This is a genomic window from Kordia sp. E (genome assembly GCF_056033805.1).
The window spans coordinates 132,905-149,334 of sequence record NZ_JBRASR010000006.1; the positions used below are offsets into that span (position 1 = coordinate 132,905).

At 33.1% G+C, this 16,430-nt stretch carries 15 protein-coding genes; 12 read left to right on the forward strand and 3 right to left on the reverse strand.

The features are described from left to right. The first annotated feature begins 52 nt into the window (after nt 1-52). The gene (locus tag ACUUYC_RS22570) at nt 53-1,726 is read left to right on the forward strand and encodes a Na+/H+ antiporter NhaC family protein (protein WP_474269616.1); all 1,674 of its coding nucleotides are present in this window, start codon (nt 53-55) and stop codon (nt 1,724-1,726) included. Between the two features lie 52 nt (nt 1,727-1,778). Here the strand turns inward: ACUUYC_RS22570 and ACUUYC_RS22575 are convergent, their stop codons facing one another. Both ACUUYC_RS22575 and ACUUYC_RS22580 read right to left on the reverse strand, forming a co-directional pair. Continuing rightward, the gene (locus tag ACUUYC_RS22575) at nt 1,779-2,429 is read right to left on the reverse strand and encodes a response regulator (protein WP_474269618.1); all 651 of its coding nucleotides are present in this window, start codon (nt 2,427-2,429) and stop codon (nt 1,779-1,781) included. A 14-nt stretch (nt 2,430-2,443) separates the two neighbouring features. Further along, nucleotides 2,444-4,426 carry a tetratricopeptide repeat-containing sensor histidine kinase gene (locus tag ACUUYC_RS22580; RefSeq protein ID WP_474269619.1) on the reverse strand — a complete coding sequence of 661 codons (1,983 nt, stop codon included), beginning with the start codon at nt 4,424-4,426 and terminating at the stop codon, nt 2,444-2,446. 309 nt (nt 4,427-4,735) lie between these two features. On the opposite strand from ACUUYC_RS22580, the gene ACUUYC_RS22585 reads away from it, so the two are divergent. The 3 genes from ACUUYC_RS22585 to ACUUYC_RS22595 are packed head-to-tail and all read left to right on the forward strand — an operon-like array spanning nt 4,736 to nt 6,003. After that, entirely contained in the window at nt 4,736-5,380 is a 645-nt protein-coding gene (locus ACUUYC_RS22585) for a peroxiredoxin (RefSeq protein WP_474269621.1), read from the forward strand. Between the two features lie 6 nt (nt 5,381-5,386). After that, nucleotides 5,387-5,695 carry a thioredoxin family protein gene (locus ACUUYC_RS22590; protein ID WP_474269623.1) on the forward strand — a complete coding sequence of 103 codons (309 nt, stop codon included), beginning with the start codon at nt 5,387-5,389 and terminating at the stop codon, nt 5,693-5,695. Nucleotides 5,696-5,745: 50 nt separating this feature from the next. Further along, nucleotides 5,746-6,003, forward strand: a complete 258-nt coding sequence (locus ACUUYC_RS22595) for a DUF6952 family protein (RefSeq protein ID WP_474269625.1) — start codon at nt 5,746-5,748, stop codon at nt 6,001-6,003. An 81-nt stretch (nt 6,004-6,084) separates the two neighbouring features. Here ACUUYC_RS22595 and katG read toward each other — a convergent pair whose 3' ends face one another. Next, nucleotides 6,085-8,262: a catalase/peroxidase HPI gene (katG, locus tag ACUUYC_RS22600; RefSeq protein ID WP_474269627.1), complete on the reverse strand. Its 2,178-nt coding sequence runs from the start codon at nt 8,260-8,262 to the stop codon at nt 6,085-6,087. Nucleotides 8,263-8,478: 216 nt separating this feature from the next. Here katG and tpx point away from each other — a divergent pair, with 216 nt between their 5' ends. The 8 genes from tpx to ribB all read left to right on the forward strand — a co-directional run bounded on the left by tpx (nt 8,479) and on the right by ribB (nt 16,419). Beyond that, complete coding sequence (gene tpx / locus ACUUYC_RS22605; protein WP_474269629.1) at nt 8,479-8,985, forward strand: thiol peroxidase; 507 nt, start codon at nt 8,479-8,481, stop codon at nt 8,983-8,985. Further along, a complete protein-coding gene (locus tag ACUUYC_RS22610) occupies nt 8,978-9,337 on the forward strand; it encodes a diacylglycerol kinase (RefSeq protein ID WP_474269631.1) in 360 nt (119 codons plus the stop codon). The genes tpx and ACUUYC_RS22610 overlap by 8 nt, the downstream gene beginning before the upstream one ends. 88 nt (nt 9,338-9,425) lie before the next feature. Then, nucleotides 9,426-9,611, forward strand: coding sequence for a hypothetical protein (locus tag ACUUYC_RS22615; RefSeq protein WP_474269633.1), 186 nt, complete (start codon nt 9,426-9,428; stop codon nt 9,609-9,611). Between the two features lie 199 nt (nt 9,612-9,810). After that, nucleotides 9,811-12,279, forward strand: coding sequence for an FtsK/SpoIIIE family DNA translocase (locus ACUUYC_RS22620; protein WP_474269635.1), 2,469 nt, complete (start codon nt 9,811-9,813; stop codon nt 12,277-12,279). A gap of 1 nt (nt 12,280) precedes the next feature. After that, complete coding sequence (gene lolA1, locus ACUUYC_RS22625) at nt 12,281-12,922, forward strand: outer membrane lipoprotein periplasmic chaperone LolA1 (protein WP_474269637.1); 642 nt, start codon at nt 12,281-12,283, stop codon at nt 12,920-12,922. Nucleotides 12,923-12,927: 5 nt separating this feature from the next. Next, nucleotides 12,928-14,937: an LptF/LptG family permease gene (locus ACUUYC_RS22630; RefSeq protein WP_474269639.1), complete on the forward strand. Its 2,010-nt coding sequence runs from the start codon at nt 12,928-12,930 to the stop codon at nt 14,935-14,937. 66 nt (nt 14,938-15,003) lie between these two features. Then, on the forward strand, nt 15,004-15,129 hold the full coding sequence (locus ACUUYC_RS22635; protein ID WP_474269641.1) for a hypothetical protein: 126 nt from the start codon (nt 15,004-15,006) through the stop codon (nt 15,127-15,129). Between the two features lie 141 nt (nt 15,130-15,270). Then, the gene (gene ribB, locus ACUUYC_RS22640; protein ID WP_474269643.1) at nt 15,271-16,419 is read left to right on the forward strand and encodes a 3,4-dihydroxy-2-butanone-4-phosphate synthase; all 1,149 of its coding nucleotides are present in this window, start codon (nt 15,271-15,273) and stop codon (nt 16,417-16,419) included. Nucleotides 16,420-16,430 lie beyond the last annotated feature (11 nt).

Here is a 16,430-nt window from a genome sequence, read left to right on the forward strand (position 1 = left end):
CATACTAGTTTACAAAATCGTAACATTACGCTAGGAAACCAACCACACTATTATGCAAGAAGAAAATAACATTTCTGAAACTCAGATTAATGACCAAAGAATTATTAATAACAAAGAATTAAGTATTTGGGAAGCATTAATCCCTGTAGTTATTCTTATGGGATTATTAGCGTACAACATCTTTTTTGTAGAAGGACAAGAATTATTTGGAGCATATACGAATCAAATAATTTTATTACTTGGTGCTGCAGTTGCTATTGTTGACGGGCTATTTAATAAAGTTTCTATCAGTTTAATGATAAAGGAAATTTGGGAAAATCTTAGAAGTGTATTTGTCCCGATTATGATTTTATTTCTTGTTGGTGCCTTGGCAGGAACTTGGTTGATTAGTGGAATTATTCCAGCAATGGTTTTTTATGGTTTACAAGTATTGAGTCCTGAAATATTTTTACCAGCATCTGTAATTATTGCAGCTATTATTTCTATTGCTACTGGTAGTAGCTGGACAACATCTGCAACCGTTGGAATTGCTTTAATTGGAATTGGTAGTACATTAGGAATTCCAACAGGAATGATTGCTGGAGCTGTAATTTCTGGAGCATATTTTGGAGATAAAATGTCACCATTGAGTGATACTACAAATTTAGCACCTGCAATGGCTGGAACAGATTTGTTTACACATATTCGCTATATGTCATTAACTACAGTTCCGACAATTATAGTAACGCTAATTGCATTTACAATTTTAAGTACAACTATTGAAACAAACGGAAATACTGATACTGCATTTTTACTAGAAACTATTAGCACAAATTTTAATATTACACCTTGGTTATTTCTAGTTCCGCTAACAGTAATTGCATTAATATTATTTAAAGTAAAACCATTAATTGCATTGGCTACTGGTGTTATTCTTGCAGCAATATTTGCACTGATATTTCAAACAGATGTGATCAATAAATTATCATCTTCTAAAACTGAAGTGATTACAAATGCACTCTTGACTGATACTAATATTGAAATTCCAAACGATACATATATTGCTACATTTAATCAACAAGAACTTACAGCAATAAAATCTAATGCAGATTTAAATAACATTTTTACGGATGATGATGTTGAGGATATTTATACCAAAGAAGATTTAGAAAGTGTTTTTACTGGCTTATCATTGTCACAAACTGACGTTGCGATCAAAGCACAAAACCTAGAAAAATTAATCACAATTAAAAGGTTAAAGAAGTTATTTGGTTCTGGTGGAATGAACGGAATGTTATGGACAATTTTCCTTATTGTTTGTGCTATGGTCTTTGGTGGTGTTATGGATGCAATTGGCGCATTATCTAGAATCACACAAGCATTGTTAAAAATGGCAACAAGCGTTTTTGGACTATTTGCAAGTACAGTAGCAAGTTGTTTAGGATTGAATGTTATTGCTTCTGATCAATACTTAGCACTCGTAATACCTGGTAAAATGTTTAAACAAGCATACGAAGATAGAGGTTTAGCACCTGAAAACTTAAGTAGAACACTTGAAGATTCTGGAACTGTAACATCAGTATTGATTCCGTGGAATACTTGTGGAGCGTATCAATCTGGAGTGTTAGGCGTTGGCGTTGGCGAATATTTCTTTTACGCCATCTTTAACTGGCTGAGTCCATTTACAACATTATTATTCGCAGCTTTCCGAATCAAAATAAAGCAATTGACAACAAAAACAGCATAAGATATTATCAGATATAAAAAAGCCTCTAATGTAGAATTAGAGGCTTTTTAGTTTATAACAAACGATGTCTTCTTGCTTTTTCTAAAGCTTCTATTTTATTGTGTACTTGCAACTTTCTGTAAATGTTTTCAATGTGTTTACGAATAGTTGCTGGTGATACAAATAGTTTTTCAGCAATTAACTGATATCCATAACCTTTACTTAGTTGTTCTAAAACTTCTTTTTCACGCTTACTGAGTTTGATATCGTGGTTTTCTTCATACGTATTGATTTCAGCGTTTTGCAGTATTTTGAGTGTTTTCATGGCAATACTTGGTGTCATCGTTGCGCCACCATTCATAACATCTATAACTCCTTTATGCAACTCGTCAGCAGTTGCTTCTTTTAATAAATATCCGTTTGCCCCAGATTGAATAGATTGAAAGATGTTTTCATCATCATCAAATACAGTAATCATTACAATTTTTATCGCTGGATAATGTGTTTTTATATATTTTGTTGCCTCTATTCCATTCATATTAGGCATTTTAATGTCCATTAGAATCAAGTCAACCGCTACATCCTCTTTTAATTTTTCAATCAGTTCTTTACCATCACGTGCACGAAATGTGTATTGAAGTGTTTCTTTAAAGAAAGAAAGTTTTTCTACTAAAGCATTCGCTAAAAAAGTATTGTCTTCTGCAATGGCAATTTTATAATTCATATGAATATATGTTATTAAATGTTATCTGCAACTACTTTATCTAAAGTTAGTGTAATTTTCGTTCCTGCATTTGAAGCAGATATTATATTGAGTTTTCCATAGATTTCTTCAGCTCTCAACTGCATATTTTCTAAACCATTTCCTTGAGCTTCAGAAGCATTATCAAAACCTACTCCATCATCTTCAATGTGTAAAATATATTGATCTTTTGTTTCTTTGAAATTAATCGTAATGTCTTTAGAGTTTGCATGTTTTATTGCATTGTTTATACCTTCTTGCATGATTCTGAAAATATTGATTCCAACCAATGATGAAAATGTGGTGGTTTCAGAAACTTCATTTTCAAACTCAATAGAAGCGCCTGTTAATACTTTGGCTTGACCAATATGATTCATCATACGTGTTTTTAAATCTTCAAAATTTACCGTATCCATATTCATTGCCCAAATCGTATCACGCAATTGATTGATTGTATTTCTAGTAAAGAAATTAATATTCGATAAACGCTCAGTAAACTCAGGATTCATTTCTTTTAAACCATATTTTAAATTGTCTATTGATGAAATTATAAATGTTAGTTGCGAACCAATATTGTCATGCAAATCGCGAGAGATTTTTAAACGTTGCTCGTGCAATTTATTTTGTGTTTCTACTTTGATTAAAGCATCTTTTAACTCGTGCTCTTTTTGTAATTGTCTATTTTTTAATTTTTGTTGATTGTAGAGTAAATAACCTATTGCGAATAATACCAAAATACCTGCTAACATTCCGTAAATGGTCATATTCTTATTTACTATTTTTGAATTTCGTTCTGCAATTTGAGCACGTTGTAAAAGAATTTCTTTTTCCTTTTCGGAAGATTGGTATTTTTCAAAAATTTCGTTTGTTGCAATCGTTTCTTTTTCTTTTTGAATTGTATCTAATAACGTGATCGTTTCCTGATAATAATCAGAAGCATTTTTATGATCGCCCAATTCACGATACGCGTTTGCCATTCTACGAACTGCTTGACTTTTGATCATTACCTGAGAATCATCCAAGTTATTCAAAGCAATCGTATATGCATCTACGGCAGCTTTATAATTTCCTTGATCATAATGTGCAATTCCTAATAATTGAATGTTTTTTGCACGATGTTTTCTAGCATTGAAACGTGCATAGATTTTATCTGCTTTTTCTAAATAGTAAATCGCGGAATCGCGTTGTTTTAGTTGTTGATATGTTTTCCCCAAACTATTATAACTTGTCGCCAATCCTTTGACATCGTTAATTTTGGTTTTGGTAACAATTGATTTTTGTGCATAATACACACAAGAGTCTAATTGTTTAAGTGATGAAAAATTCATCACCATATTTGTATACGAAGCGCCAACTCCGTAGGTGTTATTATTTTTTTTATGAAGTGCCAAACTGCGTTTGTGATATACATTCGATTCTTTATGTCGTTGCAGTTTAGAAAGTAATAAACCTATATTATTCAAACTGTTAGCCTGTCCTCCTTCTTTCCCTAGTTCTTTAAATATTTCATATGAACTCAAGTAATAATCCATTGCTTGCTGATATTCTTCTTTTCCCCAATGAATCAAACCTTTATTATTATACACGGAAGCCATCGCATCTTTATCTGCTTCTTTTTTAGCAATATCGTATGCCAAGTCATATGTATAAAGTGCGCTGTCTTTTTTTCCAATAATATCATAGTAAATTCCTTTCCGCAATAGCGAGCGTACTACAAGCCAATTATCTTTTATCTGTTTACTTTTTTGCAAAGCTATTTCTGATAATTCCTTTGAGATTTCAGGTTTTGAATACGCATATTTAAAAAATACTTTGTGTAAGTATTGCACGCGTGTAGAATCGTTTTCCATTGTGCTAGAAACTTTCGAAATACTATCAATTACTTGCTGATTCGCTTGCGCATATAAACTAGTAAAAACACATTGTAGCAAACAAATAATTATAAAAACCTTATATGTAAATTGTCGAATTAATTTCATGTGATAAAAATCTAATTAATTTAATAATTTTAAATAATAGGATAAGGTAGATGCTTTTCTATAAAATTCCAAAACCATAGCGTATCAATATTTGTTTTAATTAAGACAAATCTCCTAGAAATTAGCAACTTAAAAAATACGCCATCTGACGTATTTAAGAATTTGTATAAGCGTACTTTATTTCCATAAACCCATAGTATAAATGATATCTATTGCTTGATAAGTAATTAAAATTTTCTTCACATAAAACCTAGATCTACTTAGCTATATTTGCCGCTGAAAAATAATAACTTTTAAAAATATATAATTATGGCATTTGTAGGAAAAAAATTTCCAAATTTAAATGTAGACGCAATGAACGAAATGGGCGATACTTTTAAATTAAACATCTTAGATGAAGCAATCAACAATAAGAAAAAAGTATTGTTATTCTGGTACCCAAAAGATTTTACTTTTGTTTGCCCAACAGAATTACATGCTTTTCAAGCTGCTTTAGGTGAATTTGAAAAAAGAAACACAATCGTAGTTGGAGCTTCTTGTGATACTCCTGAAGTACATTTCGCTTGGTTAAATACAGCTAAAGATAACGGAGGAATTGAAGGAGTTACGTATCCTTTATTAGCAGATTCAAACAGAAACTTATCAAGCATTTTAGGTATTTTAGATATTACTAACGAAGTATATGATGAAGAAACTGGAACTGTTCAGGTTGAAGGCGATAATGTAACTTTCAGAGCTACATATTTAATTGACGAAGAAGGAACTGTTTTTCATGAAGGTGTAAATCATATGCCATTAGGTAGAAATGTAAATGAGTTTATTCGTTTGGTAGACGCATACACACACGTTCAAGAAAAAGGAGAAGTTTGTCCTGCAAACTGGGAAGAAGGAAAAGAAGCAATGGACGCAAATAGAAATGGTGTTGCTGAGTATTTAGCTGCACATGTAAACTAATTTACAATGGTTCAAGAATTAAATCAAGATAATTTACAAGAACTTGTAAGCGACAATGAAACAGTTGTTGTACAATATTCTGCAACTTGGTGTGGCAATTGCCGTATCATGAAACCGAAAGTAAAAAAACTAGCGAGTGAGTTAGAAGATGTTACTTTTATAATCGCTGATGCAGAAAAGTTCCCAGAATCAAGACAGTTAGCTACAGTTGATAACTTACCTACTTTTGCAACATTCAAAAATGGTGCATTTGTAAATCAAGTACAAACTAACAAGTTTGATGTTTTGAAAGAATTAGTAGCAGAAATAGCTTAATAATTAGAACAAGGTTTCCGTTTTTACGGGAATGAAAAATAAAATTTTCAATGAAATTACCTGTAATTAAACACTTAACACAATTTATTGCTGAGAATGATGAGGACTATGTTGTGGAAACTATTGAAACATTAGAAGCGTTAACAGAAGTACCTTCATTAAAAGATGAAGAATTGGATGTTATTGGTGAACTTATTTCTAACATGTATGGAGCACTTGAAGTACATAAAATAGAAAAGGAAGGAACACCAAGAAAAGAAGCTTTAAATGGTTTTATGAAACGTGTTATGGGATCAATTGATAAGTAATACAGATAATTATTTTCAAGCATAAAAAAAGTCACTTTGTATTGTACAAAGTGACTTTTTATTTATGAGTGAATTTATGAATTATTTTAAATCAAATCTATCAAGATTCATCACTTTCGCCCAAGCAGCTACAAAGTCGTGAACAAATTTTTCTTGTCCATCATTTGCTCCATACACTTCTGCAATAGCTCTCAATTCTGTATTTGAACCAAATATAAGATCTGCACGTGTTCCAATGAATTTTATCTGACCTGTTCTTCTATCTCGCCCTTCAAACAACTGATCATCATCAGATGTTGCTTTCCACGTATTTGCAAAGTCTAACACATTTGTAAAAAAGTCATTTGTTAAGTTTCCAACAGTATCTGTAAATACTCCGTGATTAGATCCGTTGTAGTTTGCGCCTAACACACGTAATCCTCCAACCAATACAGTCATTTCTGGAATAGATAATGTCAGTAAATTAGCTCTATCAACCAATGCATCTTCTGCAGCAGATTTCAAACCAGATTTCATATAATTTCTAAAACCATCTGCAACAGGCTTTAAATTATTAAAAGATTCTACATCTGTCTGTTCTTGTGAAGCATCTCCTCTACCTTGAGTGAAAGGAACTGTTACAGTAACTCCTGCGTTTTTAGCAGCTTCTTCAACTCCTACATTTCCAGCAAATACAATTAAATCTGCCATAGAAATCGTTCCACTAAATTCATTTTGAATTCCTTCAAGTACACTTAATACTTTCCCTAACTCTACAGGATTATTTACTTCCCAACTTCTTTGTGGCTCTAAACGTAAACGTCCTCCATTTGCGCCTCCACGCATGTCCGATCCTCTATACGTTGAAGCAGAAGACCAAGCTGTTTTCACTAATTGTGAAACGGTTAAAGTTGAACCTAAAATTAATTTTCTTAATTCTGTAAGATCTGAACCACTTAATGTATAATTTACTGTTGGAATTGGATCTTGCCAAATTAATTCTTCTTTTGGTACTTCTGGACCTAAGTAACGATCTTTTGGTCCCATGTCTCTGTGAGTTAATTTATACCAAGCACGTGCAAAAGCATCTTCAAAAGCTGCATGATCGTCATGGAAACGCTGAGAAATCTTTAAAAACTCAGGATCTCTTTTCAATGCCATATCAGCCGTCGTCATCATCAACGCTTGTCGCTCGTTAGCATCTCCAGCTGTTGGAGCTGTTCGTGCGTTTGATGCTGCTGTTGGTGTCCATTGGTGTGCACCAGCTGGACTTTTTGTTAATTCCCAATCGTAATTTAATAACACATCAAAGAAATCAGCGTCCCATTGTATTGGGTTTGGTGTCCATGGTCCTTCAATTCCACTTGTAATTGTATCATTTAATACACCCGATTTATATGTATTTTTCCAACCAGTACTCATTTCTTCTATAGAAGCTCCATGTGGTTCTGGACCAACATGCTCATCTGGATCTGCCGCTCCATGCGCTTTTCCAAAAGTATGTCCTCCAGCAACTAAAGCAACTGTTTCTTCATCATTCATTGCCATTCTCTTAAAAGTCACTCGAATATCATGCGCTGACTTTAAAGGATCTGGCTCTCCATTTGGTCCTTCAGGGTTTACATAAATAAGTCCCATATGCACAGCTCCTAATTGATCTTCCAATTCTCCTGTTTCGTAGCGTTGTTCATTTCCAAGCCACTCATTTTCCATTCCCCAATATATATCTTGTTCTGGCTCCCAAACATCAGCACGTCCACCAGCAAAACCAAACGTTTTAAAGCCCATTGATTCTAATGCACAGTTTCCAGCAAGAATCATTAAATCTGCCCAAGAGATTTTTCGCCCATACTTTTGTTTTACGGGCCACAACAATAAACGAGCTTTATCTAAATTACCATTATCTGGCCAACTATTTAATGGTGCAAAACGATGCGTTCCTGTTCCTGCGCCTCCACGTCCATCTCCTACTCTGTAAGTTCCGGCACTATGCCAAGCCATACGTATCATGAAACCTCCATAATGTCCATAATCTGCAGGCCACCAATCTTGAGAATCGGTCATTAAGTTTATGACATCTTGTTTTAACGCTGCATAGTCAATACTATTGAATGCCGCTGCATAATCAAAATCTTTTCCCATTGGATCAGATTTCTCTGCATGTTGACGCAAAATGTTTAGTTTTAATTCGTTTGGCCACCAATCTCTATTTGAAGTACCGCCGCCAGCTATTCTTTTTGTAGTTCCATGCCCAAATGGGCACTTACCTTCGTCGCTCATAATTTTTTAGTGTTTGATATTTGGTTAATTATTGTACTGTCTAATTTCAATGTCTTAAAATTACTTAATAATATCGTTATTTTCGATAAAACAAATTGATTGTTTTTATTTTGTGATAGATTTTTACTATACTAAGTTGTTGAAAAAATTAACGATTATTTACGATTTTTGGAATAGAAAATAGTTATTTTTAGAAACTATAAAAACAAATAACCCATGGCAACAGTAACCTTACAAGGAAACGAATTTCATACTTCAGGAAGTTTACCTGAAGTTGGAGTTAAAGCACCTGATTTTGCATTAACGGCAAATGACTTATCAACAAAAACACTAGAAGACTTTAAAGGATCGAAAGTAGTATTAAACATTTTCCCAAGTATTGATACAGGAACATGTGCAACCTCAGTTCGTACATTTAATAGAGAAGCAAGTGAATTAGAAAACACAAAAGTTTTGTGTGTTTCTCATGATTTACCATTTGCACAAGCACGCTTTTGTGGTGCAGAAGGTTTAGAAAATGTTGTAAACCTTTCTGATTATAAGAACGGAAGTTTTGGAAAAGATTACGGTTTAAACTTTGTTGATGGTCCATTAGACACTTTACATTCACGTGTAGTTGTTGTTATCGACGAAAACGGAGTTGTAAAATATACTGAACAAGTTTCTGAAATCGTAGATGAGCCGAATTATAAAGGAGCATTAGAAGCATTATTAGATGATTAAATTCATTAAAGGACGAATAAAAGGAGTCGGATATGCGTTTAAAGGCGCATATCTGCTCATTACTACCGAAGCCAGTGTAAAAGCGCAATTCTTTATTGGCGTTCTAATTACTATTGCTGGAATTTACTTCAACATATCCACAGCCGAATGGATTGTTCAAATACTTACTATTGGGCTTATTATGAGTTTAGAAGGACTCAACACTGCAATTGAAGAAATTGCAGACTTCATACATCCTGAGCATCACAAGAAAATAGGACTCATTAAAGATTTGGCGGCAGGTGCGGTATTCATATTTGCCATTGCAGCAGTCATTATTGGTTGCTTCATCTATATCCCAAAGTTTTCTTAAAAATTCATTACTCTGCTACATAAACTGTATTACATGTTCAATTTTTTCTTACCTTGTTAGTAATATTAATCAAAAAACATTTCATCAAATGAAAAAACGAGAATTAAAAAATTTAGCATTAAACAAGAAGTCTATTTCTAATTTAGAAAATGTATTGAGAGGAGGAGCTATTCCTACTTTAAAAGAATGTCCAAACGCAACAGGATGTGTTGGACCAATTCGAAAAACTTGTGGTATCATAAATTGTGAAATAAAAACCGATTTTTGTTCCTAATTAAAACATAGCGGGAGCAATCCCGCTTTTTCTTTTTCTATACACTTCTCTCCATAAATTATTTATCACAAAGCACATCTTCACTCTTATTCATTATATATACTCGTATTTTATGGAAAAACTTTTCGGGTACAGATAATTTTAAATATCTTGCAGATTAAGCATAATTTGTATTTTTGCAGTAAATAGAGATTCCTGAATGGCAAAGAAGAAACCCGTAAAGAAAACCCAAAAAACTCCTAAAGTCTCGAAATTCAAAAAACCTGATTTTACATTCACTCGACAACACAAAATTGTCTTGGGAAGTTTACTTATGTTATTTGCCTTAGCGCTGTTTATTGCGTTTATTTCTTTTTTCTTTACTTGGGAAGTTGACCAAAGTGAATTAGGCGAAATTACTAGAGTTTCCGAAACACAAAATTGGATGCAAAAATTTGGCGCTAATATTAGCCACTTTTTTATCTATAAAGGTTTTGGAATTGCATCGTTAATTTTTGCCAGTCTCCTATTCTTTTCTGGACTAAGCATGTTTTTATCATCTGAACGAAAACTCTTCAACAATTGGTTTTGGGGGAGCATCATTGTAATTTGGTTTTCTATATTTTCAGGATTTTTCTTCTCCTCATATCCGTTATTAGGTGGAACTATCGGTTTTGAAATCAATTCATTTTTGCAGGATTATATTGGTAAAATTGGTGTTGTCCTCGTATTATTATTTGGCGCAATCACATATGGAGTACTACGTTTAAGGCTTACGCCAGAAAATGTAATGGAATATTTCAATAAGAAAAAAGCAGCGCTTGAAGAAGACTTTGCTGCAAATGAAGCAGACATTGAACCAACACTAAAGGAAGAAACTACTACGGGAAATTCAACTGAAGTATCACCTGAAAATGCTACCATTGCAGAAGCTACAGGAAAGAAAATAAAAGTAGAAGATGAAAAATCTGAATTTGAATTATCTGTTGAAAACCTGCAACCAACTATAAAAAATCATTCTGATCGAGACGAGAAGAAAAAAGATATAGAAATAAAAGATACCTCATTTGAAGTAGAAATTCCAAAAGAAGAAGAAACAGAAATTGAAGTAGAAAAAGTTGTAGAAGAAAAAACAGTTACTGAAAATTTATCGGATAAACTTGTAAAAGAACACGGCGAATTTGACCCAAAATTAGAACTTGGCAATTTCCGTTTCCCAACTATTGAGCTTTTAAAAGATTATACCAACGGAAGTTCAATTACGATAAATCAAGAAGAACTTGAAGAAAATAAAAACCAGATTGTAACTACACTTCGTAATTACAAAATAGAAATTGCAAGCATAAAAGCAACTGTTGGACCAACGGTAACTTTATACGAAATCATTCCAGAAGCTGGTGTACGTATCTCTAAAATTAAAAACTTAGAAGACGATATTGCCTTATCACTAGCAGCATTAGGAATTCGTATCATTGCGCCAATGCCAGGAAAAGGAACGATCGGAATTGAGGTTCCAAACAAAAAACCTGCAATTGTTTCTATGCGTTCTGCAATTGCATCAAAGAAGTTTCAGGAAGCAGAAATGCAGTTACCAATTGCGTTTGGTAAAACGATTAGCAACGAAACCTTAGTGGTTGATTTAGCTAAAATGCCACACTTATTAATGGCTGGAGCAACTGGACAAGGTAAATCGGTTGGATTGAACTGTATTTTAACATCAATCTTATACAAAAAACATCCTGCGGAAGTAAAATTCGTATTGGTCGATCCAAAAAAAGTAGAATTAACCTTATTCAACAAAATAGAACGTCATTACTTAGCCAAACTTCCAGATTCGGAAGAAGCAATTATTACAGACAATTCTAAAGTAATTAATACATTAAATTCACTCTGTATAGAGATGGATCAACGTTATGACTTGCTAAAAAATGCATTGTGTCGTAACATCGTTGAATATAACACAAAGTTTAAAGCCAGAAAACTAAATCCGAATGACGGACATAAGTTTTTACCATATATTGTTTTAGTTGTGGATGAATTTGCGGATTTAATCATGACAGCAGGAAAAGAAGTAGAAACACCAATTGCACGTTTAGCACAGTTAGCACGTGCCATTGGAATTCACTTAATAATTGCTACGCAACGTCCTTCTGTAAACGTAATTACAGGTATGATTAAAGCAAACTTCCCAGCCAGAGTAGCGTTTCGTGTAATGTCGAAAATAGATTCACGTACAATTTTAGACAATTCTGGAGCCGATCAATTAATTGGTCGTGGAGATATGTTATACACACAAGGAAACGATTTAATTCGAATTCAATGTGCTTTTGTTGACACACCAGAAGTAGAAAAAATTACAGATTTTATTGGCGCTCAAAAAGCATATCCTGACGCACATTTATTACCAGAATATCTTGGTGAAGAAAGTGGCACAAGTCTTGATATAGACATTTCAGACAGAGACAAACTATTCCGTCAGGCTGCAGAAGTTATTGTAATTGCGCAACAAGGTTCGGCTTCGTTACTACAACGAAAACTAAAACTTGGATATAACAGAGCTGGACGTATTATTGATCAATTGGAAGCAGCAGGAATTGTAGGTCAATTTGAAGGAAGTAAAGCGCGACAAGTGCTTGTTCCTGATATTTTAGCTTTAGAACAATTATTAGAAAACGAAAAAAATGGATAAGATGAAAAAATTAGTTTTAGTGTTGGTATTAGGAGTATTCGCATTCAGTGCAAATGCGCAAAATGCAGACAAAGCAAAAAAACTATTGGATGAAGTTTCTCAGAAAGTAAATAGTTACAACAATATATATATCGATTTCAAGTATGAACTTAACAATAGAGAATCGAATACAAAGCAAGAATCTAAAGGGAATGTAACCTTAGAAGGTGAAAAATATTTATTGAACTTTTTAGGATTTACAAAAATATACGATACAAAAAAGGTATACACTATTGTACCTGCAAATGAAGAAGTTACCGTTGCAAATGCAGAAGATGAAGAAGGTTCACTATCTCCATCACAAATGTTGACGTTTTATAAAAATGGATATTCATATACTTGGGATATTTTACAAAATATTAAAGGAAGAAAAATTCAATACATCAAATTAACGCCAACTGACAGTGAATCAGACATTAAAAGTGTATTACTAGGAATTGACATCAAAACAAAACATATCTACAACTTAATTGAAACAGGAAAAAATGGCACAAATACCACTTTAACTGTTAATTCTTTTAAAACTAATCAGCCTTTATCAAAAAGCTTATTTATATTTGACGAATCGAAATACGAGGATTATTATATTGATAAAAACGATTAGTCTACTTGAAAATATTAGATAGATATATTCTAAAGAGTTATCTCTTTACCTTCCTTACTGTGTTTGTAATATTTATGTTCATATTTATATTACAAACCGTTTGGCTTTTTATAGGTGAACTTGCTGGAAAAGGCTTAGATGCAGGAATTATTCTTAAATTCTTACTGTATACAACGCCCAAACTAATTCCGCTTGTTTTACCATTGAGTATCTTAGTATCTTCTATTATGACCTTTGGTCAATTTGCAGAAAGCTACGAATTTGCAGCCATGAAATCTACAGGGATTTCATTGCAACGTGCTATGCGAAGTTTGATCATATTCATCGTTTTATTAAGTGTCGGAACATTTTTCTTTGCAAACAATGTTATTCCTTGGTCAGAATTCAAACAATATAACTTACGTAAAAATTTAGCCAAGAAAAAACCTGCATTAGCTATTGGTGAAGGTGTTTTTAATGATATTGGGAACAATAATATTAAGGTAGATAGAAAACACGGTGATAATGATCAATTACTAGACAAAGTAATTATTCATCAAAAATCAAAAGATCGAAAGAATCGTACTGTAATAAAATCTAAAAGTGGAGAACTGAAAAGTAGTCCAGATTCAGACATTTTACAAATGGTTTTGTTTGATGGAAATCGTTATGAAGATATAAATCCTTCCGAACCAAAAGACATTGCTCGTGTACCACATGCAAAAGTTTCGTTTGAGAAATATACCATGAATATTGACTTACGTGAAATAAACAAAGTCGATTTTGAAGATGAAAAGCATAGTACCTATAAAATGTTCAATGTACAGCAACTAATTGACACTATTAATGGTATTGAACGTGAATATAAGAGAGAGAAAATTGGTTTTGGTGACAATATGTATAAACGTACAGGCATAGTCGTCATCGCTAAAGATACGACCAATAGAGTCCACCAAGATTCTATTGCTACTATTGAAAACATACTAGATGTTTTATCGCTTAAAAATAAAAAACGTGCCTTAGATATTTCTATAAGTAGTATTGGTGGTCGTCGTAAAACACTTGAAAATACAAAGCATCGTTTTGAACGAATAGAAAAGAAAATAAATCATCAAAAGATATACATGCACGATAAATTTGCCGTTGCAATTGCATGTATTATACTATTCTTTGTTGGTGCACCGTTAGGAGCCATCATACGTAAAGGTGGAATTGGATTACCAATGGTAATTGCTATTTGTCTATTCTTAGCTTATCACTTTATAGGAATCTTTGGTAAAAACAGTGCCGAAGACGGAAGTATTCCTCCTTGGTTAGGTGCGTGGATGTCCACGCTAATTATGTTCCCATTAAGTGTCTACTTTACAAGACGTGCAACTTCTGATCAAGGATTGTTTAGTTTTGGCGGATTCTTTGTAAGACTTAAACATCTATTCGTAAAACCAAGAGAAGATGCCGAAAAAGAAGTCGTATACGAAAAATCACTCATTACTGAGCACGATCAAGGAAGTTTTGATAAATTCAGTTCACTAAGTGATCAGCAACTAATTGACCTTGTTCGAAATTACCAACAATACAATTATACAGAAGGACAAAGATCGCTTGGAGTTGATATTTTAGCTTCTAGAGATGTCACAGAAGAACGTTTACAGATACTTGGTGCATTTGAAAACAAAGATTATGAAGCAGCAAAAGAAGATTATAAATCTTTACAAAAATCATCTAAACTTACGTTATACTTCTACATTCCATATTTACTTCTTGGTTTAGCTTTACCAATCATAAACAATAATGTTGATATGGAAGAATGGATGATGATTGGATTATTTGCAATTACAATAGTTGCTGCCCTATTCTATTTATACCACTATATCCGTACCAATATTTACTTGAAAAATATTACGGATGCTACAAAAAATGAAGCAACAAATAAATTATTATCAGGTCTTTTAATATTAATTGGTATTCCGCTTTATTTTGTAGTATACTTTTTTATCAAAAATCGTCTTAAGCAAGATATTAAGAGTATTTTATAAGTTTAAATTTTCTGGGTAACAGTCTTTTGGTTTTGTAACTTTACTACATAACCAAAACTTTAGATCATGTTAAAAAACATTTTAGCGCTAGAAGGCGTACAAGAATTAAACAAAGAAACTCAAAAAGAAGTCACTGGCGGATTGGTCTGTGCTTGCCTCACCTTTAATGGAGAAAAATGGGTTTGTTGTTAAAATTACAAAGCGAGTCTCGGCTCGTTTTTTTTATTTAAACTTTCCCCATAAAATCTCCCAATACTCGCATCAATCTTTGCTATGTTTTTATGAAGCGGATTCAATAAGAATTATTATTTTTGTGAGCAAACTTACAAATTCATGACCGCAACTACGAAAGCAAGTACTAAAATACAACTAGATAGTATTCACGAAGCCATTGAAGATATTCGTCAAGGAAAAGTAATCATTGTTGTTGATGATGAAAATCGTGAAAATGAAGGAGATTTTTTAGCTGCAGCTGAAAAGGTAACGCCAGAAATGATCAACTTTATGGCAACTCATGGTCGTGGTTTAATTTGTGCACCATTGACAGAAAACCGTTGTAAAGAATTGCAACTTGGCATGATGGTAAGTAATAATACCGATCCGATGGAAACGGCGTTTACAATTTCTGTGGATTTAAAGGGAAATGGTGTAACAACTGGAATCTCAGCCGCAGATAGATCAAAAACTGTACAAGCACTTATTGATAAAAATACACGTCCGTTCGATTTAGCACGTCCTGGACACATTTTTCCATTGAAAGCAAAAGAAGGTGGCGTATTGCGTAGAACTGGTCACACAGAAGCTGCAATTGATTTTGCGCGTTTAGCTGGATTACAACCTGCTGGTGTGATTGTAGAAATCATGAACGAAGACGGAACGATGGCACGCTTACCACAATTAATGGAAGTTTCAAAAAATTTCGACCTTAAGATAGTTTCTATTGAAGATTTGGTTGCTTACCGAATGGAACATGATTCTTTGATTGAGAAAAAAGAAGACTTTGACGTACAAACACGTTTTGGAGATTTTCGTTTACGCGCTTATCAGCAAACGACAAACAGTCAAATACATTTAGCGTTAACCAAAGGAAGTTGGTCAGATGACGAACCTGTTTTGACACGAATCAATTCTACGTTAGTTAATGATGACATTTTAGGAACGTTGACAAATAATGCAGATAAAAAGCTTGATGATATGTTTCGCTTGATTAATGATGAAGGAAAAGGCGCAATTATATTTATCAATCAGGATTCTAGTTCGTTGAATTTACTACGAAGAATCAAGGAATTGAAAGCATTACAAAACGATGGTGAATACAAAGCTCCAAGAATTAAAATGGATTCGAAAGACTTCGGAATTGGCGCACAAATTCTACATGATATCAACATTAGCAAAATAAAATTAGTTACAAATACACATCAAGAAAAACGTGTCGGAATGATCGGCTACGGTTTAGAGATTGTAGATTATGTATCTTATTAATAGATCGCTGC